The 12,819-nt window shown below is 63.8% G+C and carries 9 protein-coding genes and 1 tRNA gene; 2 read left to right on the top strand and 8 right to left on the bottom strand.

Features of this window, described 5'->3' with window-relative positions; all coding sequences use genetic code 11:
- Positions 1-45: 45 nt before the first annotated feature.
- The 5 genes from F3W81_RS11755 to trpA form a co-directional block, all read right to left on the bottom strand.
- Positions 46-669 carry a 50S ribosomal protein L25/general stress protein Ctc gene (locus tag F3W81_RS11755; protein WP_193079351.1) on the bottom strand — a complete coding sequence of 208 codons (624 nt, stop codon included), beginning with the start codon at positions 667-669 and terminating at the stop codon, positions 46-48.
- 365 nt (positions 670-1,034) lie between these two features.
- A complete protein-coding gene (locus F3W81_RS11750) occupies positions 1,035-3,116 on the bottom strand; it encodes a methyl-accepting chemotaxis protein (RefSeq protein WP_193079350.1) in 2,082 nt (693 codons plus the stop codon).
- Between the two features lie 144 nt (positions 3,117-3,260).
- Positions 3,261-4,427, bottom strand: a complete 1,167-nt coding sequence (locus F3W81_RS11745; protein WP_193079349.1) for an alpha-hydroxy acid oxidase — start codon at positions 4,425-4,427, stop codon at positions 3,261-3,263.
- Positions 4,428-4,501: 74 nt separating this feature from the next.
- Positions 4,502-5,647: a lytic murein transglycosylase gene (locus F3W81_RS11740; RefSeq protein ID WP_193079348.1), complete on the bottom strand. Its 1,146-nt coding sequence runs from the start codon at positions 5,645-5,647 to the stop codon at positions 4,502-4,504.
- Between the two features lie 146 nt (positions 5,648-5,793).
- Positions 5,794-6,585: a tryptophan synthase subunit alpha gene (trpA, locus tag F3W81_RS11735; protein ID WP_193079347.1), complete on the bottom strand. Its 792-nt coding sequence runs from the start codon at positions 6,583-6,585 to the stop codon at positions 5,794-5,796.
- Between the two features lie 361 nt (positions 6,586-6,946).
- Here trpA and ychF point away from each other — a divergent pair, with 361 nt between their 5' ends.
- Complete coding sequence (gene ychF, locus F3W81_RS11730) at positions 6,947-8,044, top strand: redox-regulated ATPase YchF (protein WP_193079346.1); 1,098 nt, start codon at positions 6,947-6,949, stop codon at positions 8,042-8,044.
- 84 nt (positions 8,045-8,128) lie between these two features.
- On the opposite strand, the gene F3W81_RS11725 is transcribed toward ychF, so the two are convergent.
- Positions 8,129-8,779 carry a DUF1236 domain-containing protein gene (locus F3W81_RS11725; protein WP_193079345.1) on the bottom strand — a complete coding sequence of 217 codons (651 nt, stop codon included), beginning with the start codon at positions 8,777-8,779 and terminating at the stop codon, positions 8,129-8,131.
- 473 nt (positions 8,780-9,252) lie between these two features.
- On the opposite strand from F3W81_RS11725, the gene F3W81_RS11720 reads away from it, so the two are divergent.
- Positions 9,253-9,342 (top strand) — tRNA-Ser (locus tag F3W81_RS11720).
- 197 nt (positions 9,343-9,539) lie between these two features.
- On the opposite strand, the gene F3W81_RS11715 is transcribed toward F3W81_RS11720, so the two are convergent.
- Both F3W81_RS11715 and F3W81_RS11710 read right to left on the bottom strand, forming a co-directional pair.
- Positions 9,540-11,234 (bottom strand): metallophosphoesterase, encoded by a 1,695-nt coding sequence (locus F3W81_RS11715; protein WP_193079344.1) that lies wholly within the window; start codon positions 11,232-11,234, stop codon positions 9,540-9,542.
- A gap of 10 nt (positions 11,235-11,244) precedes the next feature.
- Positions 11,245-12,588 (bottom strand): nucleotide sugar dehydrogenase, encoded by a 1,344-nt coding sequence (locus tag F3W81_RS11710; protein ID WP_193079343.1) that lies wholly within the window; start codon positions 12,586-12,588, stop codon positions 11,245-11,247.
- Positions 12,589-12,819: the final 231 nt, after the last annotated feature.

Raw genomic sequence — 12,819 nt, 5'->3', positions numbered from 1 at the left:
CCGCGAGGCGGAGGCCGTTTCGTAACATACTGAAAACGGAGCGAATTATTCTTCGCTTGCGTCTTCTTCTGCTGCTTCTGCATCGTCGGACGAGCGCAGGCCGGACGGTGCAGTGATGTTTGCAATCACGAAGTCACGGTCGATGGTCGGCACGGCATCTTTCGGCAGGTCAACCTGGCTGATGGTCAGCGTGTCGCCGATCACTTTGCCAGCCAGATCGACAGTGATGTGATCCGGAATATCGCCAGCAATAACAGACAGTTCAACGTCTGCGCGCACAACGGTCAGAACACCGCCACGCTTCAGGCCAGGGGCCTCGGCGTGGTTGATGAACTCAACGGGGATGTGCAGGTTGACGCGGGTGGTCCGCTTGAGGCGCATCAGGTCGAGGTGGGTCGGAAGGTCTTTCACGACATCACGCTGAACGCTGCGGCAGATGACGCGCACATCGTCGTGACCTTCAACCTTGAGGTTGAAGAGGGTCGCAAGAAAACGCCCTTGTTTCAACTGCTTGAGAAGCGCGTTGAAGGGAACTTGAATCGCCAGGGGGGCGACGTCACCACCGTAAACAACACCCGGAACCATGCCAGCACGACGTGCTGCGCGAGCGGCGCCCTTGCCTGTCCCCGCACGTTCCTGGGCTACGAAGTCTGGAATTTCTCCAGCCATTTGATCTCTCCTAAATGGGGCGGGCATCCTCCAAGGCTGTATGCCCGCATTAAGTCTCGCGCGTTTAGAGGGATTCTGGTGGGTTGGAAAGGAAAAACCGTGAAAACCGGTTATTTTGCAGGGGTCAACCCCAGCGCCAGAGCCCTTTTTGCCGTGCTCGGCTGGGGTTAGGGTCCTCTGTGCAAAGAGGGAGATGCCCCGGTGCCGCGCAGAGACGAATCGGCCCCCTGCCTCAGGTTAATAAGGCAAAAGGGACCGAAACGGGATGTCGGTATTGCGTCGGTATCTGAACGGTATCTGAACGGTGCCCAATTCGGGCCGTGGCGCGGGTTAACCGGGCGGTCGATGCGACTTGCTGCGGTGGATCATCCGGTGGCGCGGATGCGACCTGCGGCCCGGCGGGAGCGGCTGCGCGGATGCGGACCGCTGGCGTTGAAGAAGGAGACGGCTTCCTGGACCTCGGCGATGCCGGTGGCGAGGTTGTGCGTCGCGGCGTTGGTCTCTTCTGCCATGGCCGCGTTTTCCTGCGTCACCTGATCAAGCTGGTTCATCGCCATGTTCATCTCGGTGATGCCATTGGCCTGTTCATGGGCGGAGATCGCGATCTGCGAGACGCTGTCGTGGATGTCGCGCACCATGCCGTCGATTGTCGTGATCGACTGGCCGGCCTGCCCGACGAGGGTGACACCCTTGCCCACTTGTGTCGTGGATTCAGAGATCAGCGAGGCGATCTCCTTGGCGGCCTCGGAGGAGCGTTGCGCCAGCGCGCGGACCTCCTGCGCGACAACCGCAAAGCCACGGCCTGCCTCGCCCGCGCGAGCGGCCTCGACCCCGGCGTTGAGGGCCAGCAGGTTGGTCTGGAAGGCGATGTCGTCGATCACCTTGGTGATAGAGGAAATCTTGCTGGAGGATTCCTCGATTTCTTCCATGGCGCTGACGGCATTGCGCACGATGCGGCCCGAATCCTCGGTCTGAGACTTTGCCTGATCGGCTTTCTTCTGTGCCACGGTGGCGGTTTCGGCGGCCTGTTTGACCGATCCGGCAAGTTCGTTCAGCGCCACGGCGGTTTCCTCCAGCGTGGCGGCCTGGGTTTCGGTGCGCTTGGAGAGTTCGTTCGAAGCGCTGATGATGGCGCCGGTTTCGGTGTGCACCTGCGTGGCGCGTTCCAGAACGGCCTGCATCGCCTCGTCTACCTTGGTGACGGCGATGTTGAATTTCTGCCGGATGGCATCCATTTCGCCCAGGTTCTGATCCAGACGCACCGACAGATCGCCATCGGCCATGCGATCAAGCCCGGTCTGCATGGTGTCGACGGTCAGTTGCAGTTCGGTGGTGTCGATGGCGTATTTGACGACCTTGACGACTTCGCCCGCGGCATTGCGGATCGGGTTGTAGCTGGCGCGGATATAGACCGTTTTGCCGCCCTTGCCGACGCGGGTGAAATTGCCCGCATGCTCCTTGCCGCTGCGCAGGGTTTTCCAGAATTCCTCATAGGCGGGGGAATTGGCAAAATCGCTGGTGACAAACATGCGATGATGCTTGCCGCGAATTTCGTCGGCGCTGTAGCCCAAGGCCTCGCAGAAGGTTTTATTGACGCTGAGCACATTGCCCTGCGTGTCAAATTCGATCACCGCCTGAACCCGGTTGATCGCCTCGATCTGACTGGCGGCATCGGCGGCAAGGTTCTTGGAGTCGGTGATGTCGAAGGCGTATTTGACGACCTTGAAGGGCCGCCCCTCGGGGTCGAGAAGGGTTTCATAGGTGGCGTCGAGCCAGCGGAATTTGCCCCGTTTGTCGAGGCGGCGGACCTCGCCCTTCTCCGAAGAGCCCTTGGCGAGGCGTTCCCAGAAGGTCCTGTATTCGGGCTTGGCAGCATCCTCAGGGGAGAGCAGCATGCGGTGATGCTTGCCCGTCAGATCGTCCAGACGATAGCCCATCGAGGTGAGGAAAAGCTCATTCGCGTCCAGAATATTGCCCTCAAGGTCGAATTCGACAACGGCCAGGGTGCGGCGGATGGCATCGACCTGGCTGCGGTTGTCGCGGCGGCGGAAATGGGTACTGGAGATTTCGCGCGCGATGGAGAGGACGTGATCGGGGACGCCCGCGTCGTTGGTCACAGGGGCATAGGTGACGTCGAACCATATTTCTTCGCCGTCGCTGTCGAGGCGGGGGACGATACGGTTGATCATCTTGCCGGCGGCCATGTCGCGCCAGAGGGTGCGCACCTCGGTGAGGTCATGATCCTTTTCGCGCACCATCATCAGGTAGGGTTTGCCGACCACCTCTTCGGCGGCATATCCGGTGACGCGGGTGAACTGATCGTTCACCTCCCGGATGGTGCCGTCCATCTCGTAGCGCACGATGATATGCGAGCGCGAAATGGCCTGCACCTCAGCCGCGCTGTCGATGGTGGCCGCAGCCGGTCGCCGGGAAAATAGTTTGAGCATATGGTCGCCTCCGATCCGCGATGAGGTGACACTACGGCCGGTCACTTTACGGTCGGTTAAGCGATAAAATTTGCCCTATATTCCCAGCGTTTTCGCTCGCCTTAAATGGACGGGCCCCTGTCGCGGGGCCCGCAAGGGGGGCTGTCAGTCCTGCCAGTCGCCGGAAAAATCCTTGGGGATCAGCAGGATATCGCGGCCGACCTCCGTGATGTCACGCTTGCCACAGAGCGCCATCGAGGTGTCCATTTCCTTATAGAGCACCTCAAGCGCCTTGGTGACGCCGTCCTGCCCCATGGCGCCGAGGCCATGGATGAAGGCGCGCCCGATGAAGGTGCCCTTGGCGCCCATGGCGACGGCCTTGAGGATGTCCTGACCCGAGCGGATGCCACTGTCGAGATGCACCTCAACGTCATCGCCGACCGCCTGCAGGATCGGATCGAGCATCCGGATGGTGGACAGCGCCCCATCGAGCTGCCGCCCGCCATGGTTCGACACAAGGATCGCGTCGCAGCCGACCTTGGCCGCCATCACCGCATCCTCGGGGTCGTTGATCCCCTTGAGGATCACCTTGCCGCCCCACATGTCCTTGATCTGCTCGATCTTTTTCCAGTCGAGCTGGGTGTCGAACTGCTCGGCCGTCCAGGACATCAGCGAGGAGGGGTCGGAGATATCCTTCACATGGCCGACGATATTGCCGAAGCCGCGCCGTTTGGTCTGCAGCATCTCAAGCCCCCAGGACCACTTGGTCGCAAGGTCGGCCAGCACGGCGGGGGTGAACTTGGGCGGGGCAGAGAGGCCGTTCTTCAGATCCTTGTGCCGCTGCCCGAGCACCTGCAGATCCAACGTGATCACAAGGGCGGAGCATTTCGCATCCTTGGCGCGCTGGATCAGTCGGCGCAGATAGTCCTGATCCTTCATCGTATAGAGCTGGAACCAGAAGGGGGCAGAGGAATTCTCGGCCACATCCTCGATCGAACAGATCGACATGGTCGAGAGGGTGAAGGGCACGCCAAACTGCTCCGCAGCGCGGGCGGCCTTGATCTCGCCATCGGCGCGCTGCATGCCGGTCAGCCCGACGGGGGCGAGGGCGACGGGCATCTTCACCTTCTGGCCGATCATCTCGGTCGCCAGCGTCCGGTCAGCCATGTCGACGGCCACCCGCTGACGCAGACGGATCTTGTCGAAATCCGAGGTGTTCTCGCGGAAGGTCTGTTCGCTCCACGATCCGCTCTCGCAGTAATCGTAGAACATCTTCGGCGTGCGGCGCTTGTGCAGGCGCTTGAGGTCGTTGATATCGGTGATGACAGGCATCGCAGGTGTCCCCCGGACTGTGGTTAGGATTTTTTACCAATCCGGGGGGCGAGGGGCAAGACGCTTCGCGAGGGCTAGAGGCTGGTCAGAATAGCGCGGGAGGGATCACCGGTGGCGGGCAAGCCCTGCCGGGCCTGATACGCGCTGATCGCCTCGCGGCTTTTCGGACCGATGACGCCGTCGGTGCCGCCGGTGTCGAAACCGCGCGCTGTCAGGCCTTTCTGCAGGGCAATGCGGTCGTCCTTGGTCAACCCATTGGCATCGGGCGGGAAACTGGCGCGCAGTGGGCCGGCGCCGCCGATACGGTCGGCCAGATGACCGACGCCGATGGCATAGGAATCGGAGTTGTTATAGCGCTTGATCGCCCGGAAATTGCCGGTGACGGCAAAGCGCGGACCACCGGCCTGCGGCTGGATGATGTCGCCCGCAGGCGCTCCGTTGCCGACCTCGCCACCCCAGCGGGTGCCCCGGCTCCAGCCGTTGCGGGCGAGGTAGGCGGCGGTCGAGGCTAGCGCATCGGTCGGATCGTCCGACCAGATATCGCGCCGCCCGTCGCCGGTGAAATCCACCGCGAAGGCCTGATAGGAGGTCGGGATGAACTGGGTATGCCCCATCGCCCCGGCCCAGCTGCCCGTCATGCGATCAGCATCGACATCACCGTTCTGAACGATGCGCAGAGCGGCGACGAGCTGCTTCTCGAAGAAGGCGCCGCGCCGCCCGTCATAGGCCAGCGTCGAGGTCGAGGAGATCACCGGCACATTGCCGCGCCGCTCGCCATAAAAGCTCTCCAGCCCCCAGATCGCGGTGATCACCTCGGCGTCGACACCGTATTTGGCCTGCAGCGTGCTCAGCGTGCTGCGATGGCGGGCAAAGGCGGCGCGGCCCTTGGAGACACGCTCGTCCGAGGCGGCGATGGAGAGGTAATCCTCCAGCGTGCGGGTGAATTCGGTCTGGTTGCGGTCGCGCTTGACGACGCCGGGCAGATAGCCCGCGTGCCGGAACGCGCGCGACAGCGTGGCGTCGGAGATCCCCTGACCCCCGGCGCGGTCGCGAAAGGCGGCGACCCAGGTAGTGTAGCCGGAGTTCGGCACCGGGCGCAGATCCTCCGCCAGCTCTGTCGTGGCGTTGGAGCCGCGCATGGCGCTCGTGCTGACGCCGCCACAGGCGGAGAGGCCAAGGGCGGTCAGCCCCGCCCCGAAAGTGCGTCTGGTGATGATCATATGTGCCTGCCTCATGGTTCTTTTCGACCCCGCACGCAGCTTGTGCCACGGCGCATTTGGATCAAGGGTGCCAGAAAAAGCACCGCGCGCCAAGGAGATGTTGGCGCGCGGTCGGGCAGGGCAGTGGCCTCGGCGTGGCTCCGCCGTCAGGCGGAATGGGCGCCATCCGAGAGGCTTTTGACAAAACTCAGGATCTCGTCGACGGGCTTGCCAGAGGCAATCTGCTCGACAATGGCCGACCCGACAACGCAGCCATCGGCAATCCCGGCAATGGCCTTCGCGGTCTCGGGGGTGCGGACGCCGAAGCCGACGATGATCGGCAGATCGGTCGAGGCCTTGATGCGGGCCACCTCAGGGGCGACAGCGGCGGCATTGGCTTCGGCTGCGCCGGTGATGCCGGTGATCGAGACGTAATAGACAAAGCCCGAGGTATTGGTCAGCACCTTGGGCAGGCGCTTGGCATCGGTGGTCGGTGTGGCAAGGCGGATGAAGTTGAGACCGGCCGCCTGCGCGGGCAGACAGAGCTCGTCATCCTCTTCGGGAGGCAGGTCGACAACGATCAGCCCGTCGATCCCAGCCTCCTGCGCGTCGACGAGGAATTTATCGACGCCGCGCGAATAGATAGGATTGTAATAGCCCATCAGCACGATCGGGGTGGTGGTGTCCTCGGCGCGAAAGGCCCGGGCCATGGCGAGGGTCTTCTCGAGCGTCATGCCCGCCTCAAGCGCGCGCTGACCCGCCAGCTGGATGGTCGGCCCGTCAGCCATCGGATCGGTAAAGGGCACGCCCAGTTCGATCACATCGACGCCCGCGGCGGGCAGGCCCTTCATCACGGCAAGCGAGCGTGCCTCGTCCGGGTCGCCCGCCATGATATAGGCCACAAAGCCCTTGCGGTTCTGATCCTTCAGCGCGGCGAAAGTAGCGTCGATACGGCTCATGTCCTGTCCCTGTGCGATTTTCCCTAGGGTTTGGCTGAAATGGGTCGCGAAGGCAATGGTGGAGTGGACAGGCGGAAGCAGAGGGGGCTTTGCCCCCGCGCCTTGCGGCGCTCCCCCAAAGTATTTCCGGCAAGATGAGGGAGCTGTCGCACCCCTGTCATCTTGCCTTAAATACTTCCGCCGGAGGCTCCTGATGGTTCGGGGAACGCTGCGGTCTGGATTTTGGCGAACCGATCTGGTCGTCTGCTGAGGCCTGCACCGTGAAAATGCCTTGCAGATATGGGGCATCCGGGCATGGTTCGGCTTGCGGTGTGGCCTTTGGCAAACTATGACGCGCGGGATCATTCAAAGGAGCGTCGTTATGGGATTCAAGATGGGCATCGTGGGGCTGCCGAATGTCGGCAAGTCGACCCTGTTCAATGCGCTGACCAGAACCGCGGCGGCGCAGGCGGCGAACTTTCCCTTCTGCACCATCGAGCCGAATGTCGGTGAAGTGAACGTGCCGGATGCGCGGCTGGATATGCTGGCCAAGATCGCCGGGTCCAAGTCGATCATTCCGACGCGGATGACTTTCGTCGATATCGCCGGTCTGGTGAAGGGCGCCAGCAAGGGCGAGGGGCTGGGCAATCAGTTTCTGGCCAACATCCGTGAGACGGATGCCATCGCCCATGTGCTGCGCTGTTTCGAGGATGATGATGTCACTCACGTCGAGGGCCGCGTCTCGCCCGTCGCCGATGCCGAGACCATCGAGACCGAGCTGATGCTGGCGGATCTGGAGAGCGTCGAGAAGCGGCGCGCCGGATTGGTGCGCAAGCTCAAGGGCAATGACAAGGACGCCGCTCAGCAGGACCGTTTGCTGGCCGCAGCGCAGGCCGCTCTGGAAGAGGGGCAGCCCGCGCGCACCGTCAAGGTCGATCCCGAGGATATTCGCGCCTGGAAGCTTTTGCAGCTGCTGACCGGCAAGCCAGTTCTGTATGTCTGCAACGTCTCCGAGGCCGATGCGGCCAGTGGCAATGCCCATTCCGCAGCTGTGGCCGAGATGGCGGCGGCGCAGGGCAATTCGCATGTCATCATCTCGGCCCAGATCGAGGAAGAGATCAGCCAGCTGGAAGACGACGAGGCCGAGATGTTCCTCGGCGAGATGGGGCTGGAGGAGCCGGGCTTGGATCGTCTGATCCGCGCCGGCTATGAACTGCTGCACCTTGAGACCTATTTCACCGTCGGCCCCAAGGAAGCCCGCGCCTGGACAATCCGTCAGGGCACCAGTGCACCGCAGGCCGCCGGGGTCATTCACGGCGATTTCGAGAAGGGCTTCATCCGCGCCGAGACCATTGCCTATGACGACTTCGTCACCTGCAAGGGCGAGAGCGGGGCAAAGGAAGCGGGCAAGATGCGCTCGGAAGGCAAGGCCTATACCGTCAAGGACGGGGATGTTCTGCACTTCCTCTTCAACACCTGATCGCTTGCGCGCGATCTTCGTGACAGGCAAAAGGCCCGCCCCCGGGAACAGGGGCGGGCCAGTTTTTTTGGCTCTCAGCTTAGCTTAGCGCACGACGTGGACGATGGTACGGTCCTGGTCGACGATCACCGGCTGGCCGTTGATATAGGCATAGCTTTCGGTGGTGTCGGGGATCGCGGCGAGGGTGACCTCTTGCGGGATGCCGGCGCCGACCGCGACTTCACCGTTCAGATAGACGGGCTCAACCGGGTGCTCGGTGACATAGGTCACGGTTTTCTCAGGTACAGCTGCGGCGCCGAGCGCGGTCCCGGCCAGCACGCCTGCGGCCACGGCGGCGGGTCCACCGATCAGCGACATGGCGAGGGCACCAGCCGACAGGCCCCCAACAGTCGCGGAGGCCGCGCGCTCATCCTCGTTGACGTCGACGGACTGGATCTCAAGCCGCTGGACGTTGTCGTAGACAACGACGGGCTGGCTGTCGATCGAGGCGGTCAGGTAGGGGCTGTAGGCCCAGCCCTCGGTCCCGTCATAGGTGACTTTGCACCATTCCAGACCGGTGGCGCATTCTTCGACCGATACCATTTCGTCGCCCGGAATGACTGTCAGGATCTCGGCCATCGGGCCGGGGCCGGCGCGAAGGTTGAGGTCCGTGGTGGCCGTGGCGTCTGTGGCGGCCATGGCGCTGGTTGCGGTCAGGAGGGCGGCGGTGCTGAGGCTAAAAATCTTGGCGTACATCGTTGTAACTCCTAATCAATTCCGGGAGACCACGGAGGGAAACGTTTCTTTCCCTGTTGCGGGCCGGAGTGTTCGAGGGGCGGCCGGTATGACCTGTCCTCGCTGTGGTGAGATAACGGGGCGCCGCTGTGAATCGTTCCTGAGGCTGACGCCGGATCAGCGGCGCATCGCCTGTATGCAGGTGGCGCGGGCCATGGGATGTCTGAAAAACAAGGGCGCTTTTGGCGATCACGCGGTGTGTCGAAGTGTTACGATTGTGCGTGAAAACGGGAGGGGCGGGCTGTGTTGCGCGGGTATTGACGGCGGCAGGGGGGCGTTTTGGGTGCGCAGAGGGCTGGATCCGATGGAACGGGGCGGCTGTTTGCTGTGGCGGCGTGAGTGCGGCAGGGCGCGGCGGCAGGAAATTTCTTTTAGCGGCGGCCGGGGCATTTTTTCACTTGTTTCTCGTCCGGCTGCCGCATAGACACGCCAGCGGAGATGTGGCCGAGTGGTCGAAGGCACACCCCTGCTAAGGGTGCAGGCCCGGAAGGGTCTCGAGGGTTCGAATCCCTTCGTCTCCGCCACCTTACCTTTATATTTTGATACGACAGGGCCATGCGCCTGATCTGCGAGACGTTGTTGTCCATGTTGGACCACGCGACGGCGGATTGTGGGGCTGTTTCTGCAACAGACCTGTCGCGCAGCTTCTGGGATGACCGAATCTCTGGGCTGGAAGATGGCGCTGGCGTTTCGGCAGGACCGTTCCGAAGGGGCGGGTGCGCTAGGGCGCGAGCCGGGACAGGGATGTGGCGAGAATCTGCAGGAACAGGCTGAAAAAGCCGCGCTGCGTGTCGGTTTGCGTGGGGTGCGGTGCGGGCGCGAGCGTGGCCAGAAATCGCAGGATCTGTAGCCTGAGCTGGGGGATATGCGGCGTCAGCAGGGCTCCGGCCTGGCGCAGGGCGTACCAGTCGGCCACGACGAGGGAGAGAGGCGTTGCGGTGAGGTCGGTCGCGGTCAGCCCGTGCAGGGCGGCCTGACTGTCGCAGAGCGCGCGGGTTTCGGGCGGGGGATCGCCTAGACCGGCGGTGCCTCCCTCGGGCGACAGCAACAGGCAGGCGAGATCTGCGGCGCTGGCGGTGAAGACGGCGCGGGCAAGCTCGGCAGGCCAGTGGCGCGAGATACGCTGATAGCTGCGGGCGGTGAGCTGCGCGTGCAGGAAGTCCCCGTAGCGATCCGAGTGCAGACCGGCCTCGGGTGCCTCTGGCGGCACTTCGGAGCGGTAGAACCCCATCAGCTGCGGATCGAGCGGCAGATGCGCGAGGCTGACGGTTTCGACCGCTGCATTGGCCCCCTGCGGGGTGGCGATGACGAAAGCGGGCGGGAAGGAGACCAGCGAGGGCACCGAGATATTGGTCAACTGCCGGCCTGCGTCCTGACGGCGCGTCACGGAATGCACATGCATATGGCCGCTGAAATGCTGCTGCAGCCCGGCGCGGATCAGCGCCTGCGCGACGGCGGGCGTTGGGGTGCGGCGCGCCACGGCGGTCTGGCCGAACAGCGCGGCCTCTGCCCCGATATGGTCGTCGAAGGGATCGACGGCGGGATAGTGGGAAAAGGCCATCAGGTGCTTGCCCAGACGTTCAGCACGCGCACAGACATCCGCGATCCAGTCGATCAGGAAGGGTTTGACCCGCAGAAGCGCGCTCCAGCCCGCGACGGAGGGGTCGAGAAAGGCTTTCTTGCGGGAGGGGTCGTGGCGGCCATCGCGGGGCTCGAACACATTGGCGTCGATCATCAGCAGCCACAGGCCGGGCACCGGCTCAACAAGGTAGGAGGCCTCCATCAGCTGGTGGCGGATCAGGCCATCGGGGGAGGATGCGGTGAACAGGCGGGCCTCTGCGCGGTCGTCGAGGCCGAAGGGGCTTTCCCAATGCAGATACTGGGGCTGGCGGAACAGCCCGAAGGCGGCCATGGGCCTCAGACCGGCCGGCTGGCCCTTGCGATACATCTGCGGGCTGAGGCGCGAGCCCGGCTCGGTCGCGGCGACATTGGGGTCGCTGGTGACCAGCTGCGACTGGCCCGGTGCGGTGACAAAGCGGTTGGTGTTGTGCCTGCCAAGGGGGCCGAAGACATCGTGGTTGCCGGGCAGGGCGTAAAAGCTGAGCCCTTCGCGCTGGCGCCAGTGGTGCAGGCGGGCGGCGAGGCTTTGCGTCGACAGGATCTGCCCGTCGTCGCTGTAATCCCCCAGCAGCACCACATGGCGGATGCCGCGCGCGCAGACCTCGGTCAGGGCGGCGGTCAGGGCGGCGGCACTTTCGTTGAAGGCCCGGGCGCTGGCACGGGTGTCTGCCCAGCTGCGCAGCGTCAGCGGCACGCCGTTCAGCGCAAAGGGGGTGCCGCCATAGCTGGCGTGGATGTCATGGACATGGGCATCCGCGATCACGGCCACCGCGGGGGGGCTGGTGGCCTGCCGCACCGAAGCCGCCTCAGGCTTTGACGATGTGATCGCCGCTGAGCCCGAGGCGCGCGAAGACATTGCGGGTGTCGATGATCAGCGGTGCCCAGTCGCGCAGGGCGGCATAGTCCAGACCATCGTGATCGGTGGCAATCAGCACGGCGTCATAGCCGCGGATCGTTGCCTCATCAAAGGGTTGCGAGGCCCGGCCCTTGAGCGCGCCATAGGCTCGGGTCTGGGGGATCTCGGCGACGAAGGGGTCGTGATAGCTGGCCGAGCCGCCGCGTTCCTCAATCAGCTCGATCAGTTTCAGCGACGGGCTTTCGCGGATATCGGGGACGTTCTTCTTGTAGGCGAGGCCGATCAGCAGCACCTTTGACCGGCTGAGGGCGAGGCCGCGTTTCTGATCCAGCGCCAGCGCCAGACGCTGCACCACATGGCCCGGCATGGCGGAGTTGATCTCGCCTGCCAGTTCGATGAAGCGCGTGGTCATGTCGTATTCGCGCGATTTCCACGTCAGATAGAAGGGGTCGATCGGGATGCAGTGCCCGCCAAGGCCGGGGCCGGGGTAGAAGGGCATATAGCCGAAGGGCTTGGTGCTGGCAGCCTTGATGACCTCCCAGACGTCGACGCCCATTGCCTCGTAGATCACCTTCAGTTCGTTCACCAAGGCGATGTTGACGGCGCGAAAGACGTTCTCGGTCAGCTTCACGGCCTCGGCCGTGGCGGTCGAGGAGACGGGCACCACGGTCTTGACGACGGCCCCGTAGAACGCCTCCATCAGGGCACCGGCGGGGGCGCCGTCTCCGGCGATGACCTTGGGGATGCTGGAGGTGGAAAAATCGCGGTTGCCGGGGTCTTCGCGTTCCGGCGAGAAGCCGAGGAAGAAGTCCTGCCCCGAGATCAGCCCGGTTTCCTGCAGGATGGTTTTCACGATGCCATCGGTGGTGCCGGGATAGGTGGTGGATTCCAGCACGATCAGCTGGCCGGGGCGCAGCGTCGCGGCAATATCGGCGCAGGTGCGCGACACGAAGGAGAGGTCGGGCTCGCGGTGTTTGGTCAGCGGCGTCGGCACACAGATCACGATGACATCGCACTGCCCGAGGCCCGAGACGTCGCAGCTGGCACCAAAGCGCCCGGCGTCGACTTCGCTGGCAAGGTCGGCATCCTGCACCGCCTCAATATAGCTCTGGTGGGCGTTGATGGCGACGATCTTGGCGGGGTCGGTGTCAAAGCCCTGCACGGTGAAGCCGGCGCGGGCCACGGTGATGGCCAGCGGCAGGCCGACATATCCCAGACCGATCACGCCGACGCGCGCTTTTCGCGTGCGGATCAGGTCCAGAAGGGTGTCGGAGGAGGTGGTGATGGGCTGCATTCTTTGCTCCGCATACTGGGCTGGTAGCTTGGTCCAGATGGGTGGATTTGCCGGGTGTGTCAAGTCCGCCCCGGGGGGCTGGGATCGGGACAGTCCCGCTTTTGCCAGACGGTCGGCGATGCTAGTGTGCGCAAAACCGCAACCCGCCGTCCCGCCGACGGCTTTGGAAAACTGGGGCAGGACGGGATGCAGAGCAGGCTAGAACGGCTGGCCGTGCAGGGCTCAGGGCAA

This window comes from Pseudooceanicola spongiae, from assembly GCF_014899185.1.
Lineage (GTDB): Bacteria > Pseudomonadota > Alphaproteobacteria > Rhodobacterales > Rhodobacteraceae > Pseudooceanicola > Pseudooceanicola spongiae.
Note: the sequence above shows the minus strand (reverse complement) of the source record. Positions and strands in the feature narration are given on the sequence as shown.

Bases quoted from the DNA above. Each gene is read 5' to 3' on its own strand.
- F3W81_RS11750 (WP_193079350.1), bottom strand. From the start codon at position 3,116: ATGCTCAAACTATTTTCCCGGCGACCGGCTGCGGCCACCATCGACAGC.
- ychF (WP_193079346.1), top strand. From the start codon at position 6,947: ATGGGATTCAAGATGGGCATCGTGGGGCTGCCGAATGTCGGCAAGTCG.
- F3W81_RS11710 (WP_193079343.1), bottom strand. From the start codon at position 12,588: ATGCAGCCCATCACCACCTCCTCCGACACCCTTCTGGACCTGATCCGC.
- F3W81_RS11745 (WP_193079349.1), bottom strand. From the start codon at position 4,427: ATGCCTGTCATCACCGATATCAACGACCTCAAGCGCCTGCACAAGCGC.
- F3W81_RS11725 (WP_193079345.1), bottom strand. From the start codon at position 8,779: ATGTACGCCAAGATTTTTAGCCTCAGCACCGCCGCCCTCCTGACCGCA.
- trpA (WP_193079347.1), bottom strand. From the start codon at position 6,585: ATGAGCCGTATCGACGCTACTTTCGCCGCGCTGAAGGATCAGAACCGC.
- F3W81_RS11755 (WP_193079351.1), bottom strand. From the start codon at position 669: ATGGCTGGAGAAATTCCAGACTTCGTAGCCCAGGAACGTGCGGGGACA.
- F3W81_RS11740 (WP_193079348.1), bottom strand. From the start codon at position 5,647: ATGATCATCACCAGACGCACTTTCGGGGCGGGGCTGACCGCCCTTGGC.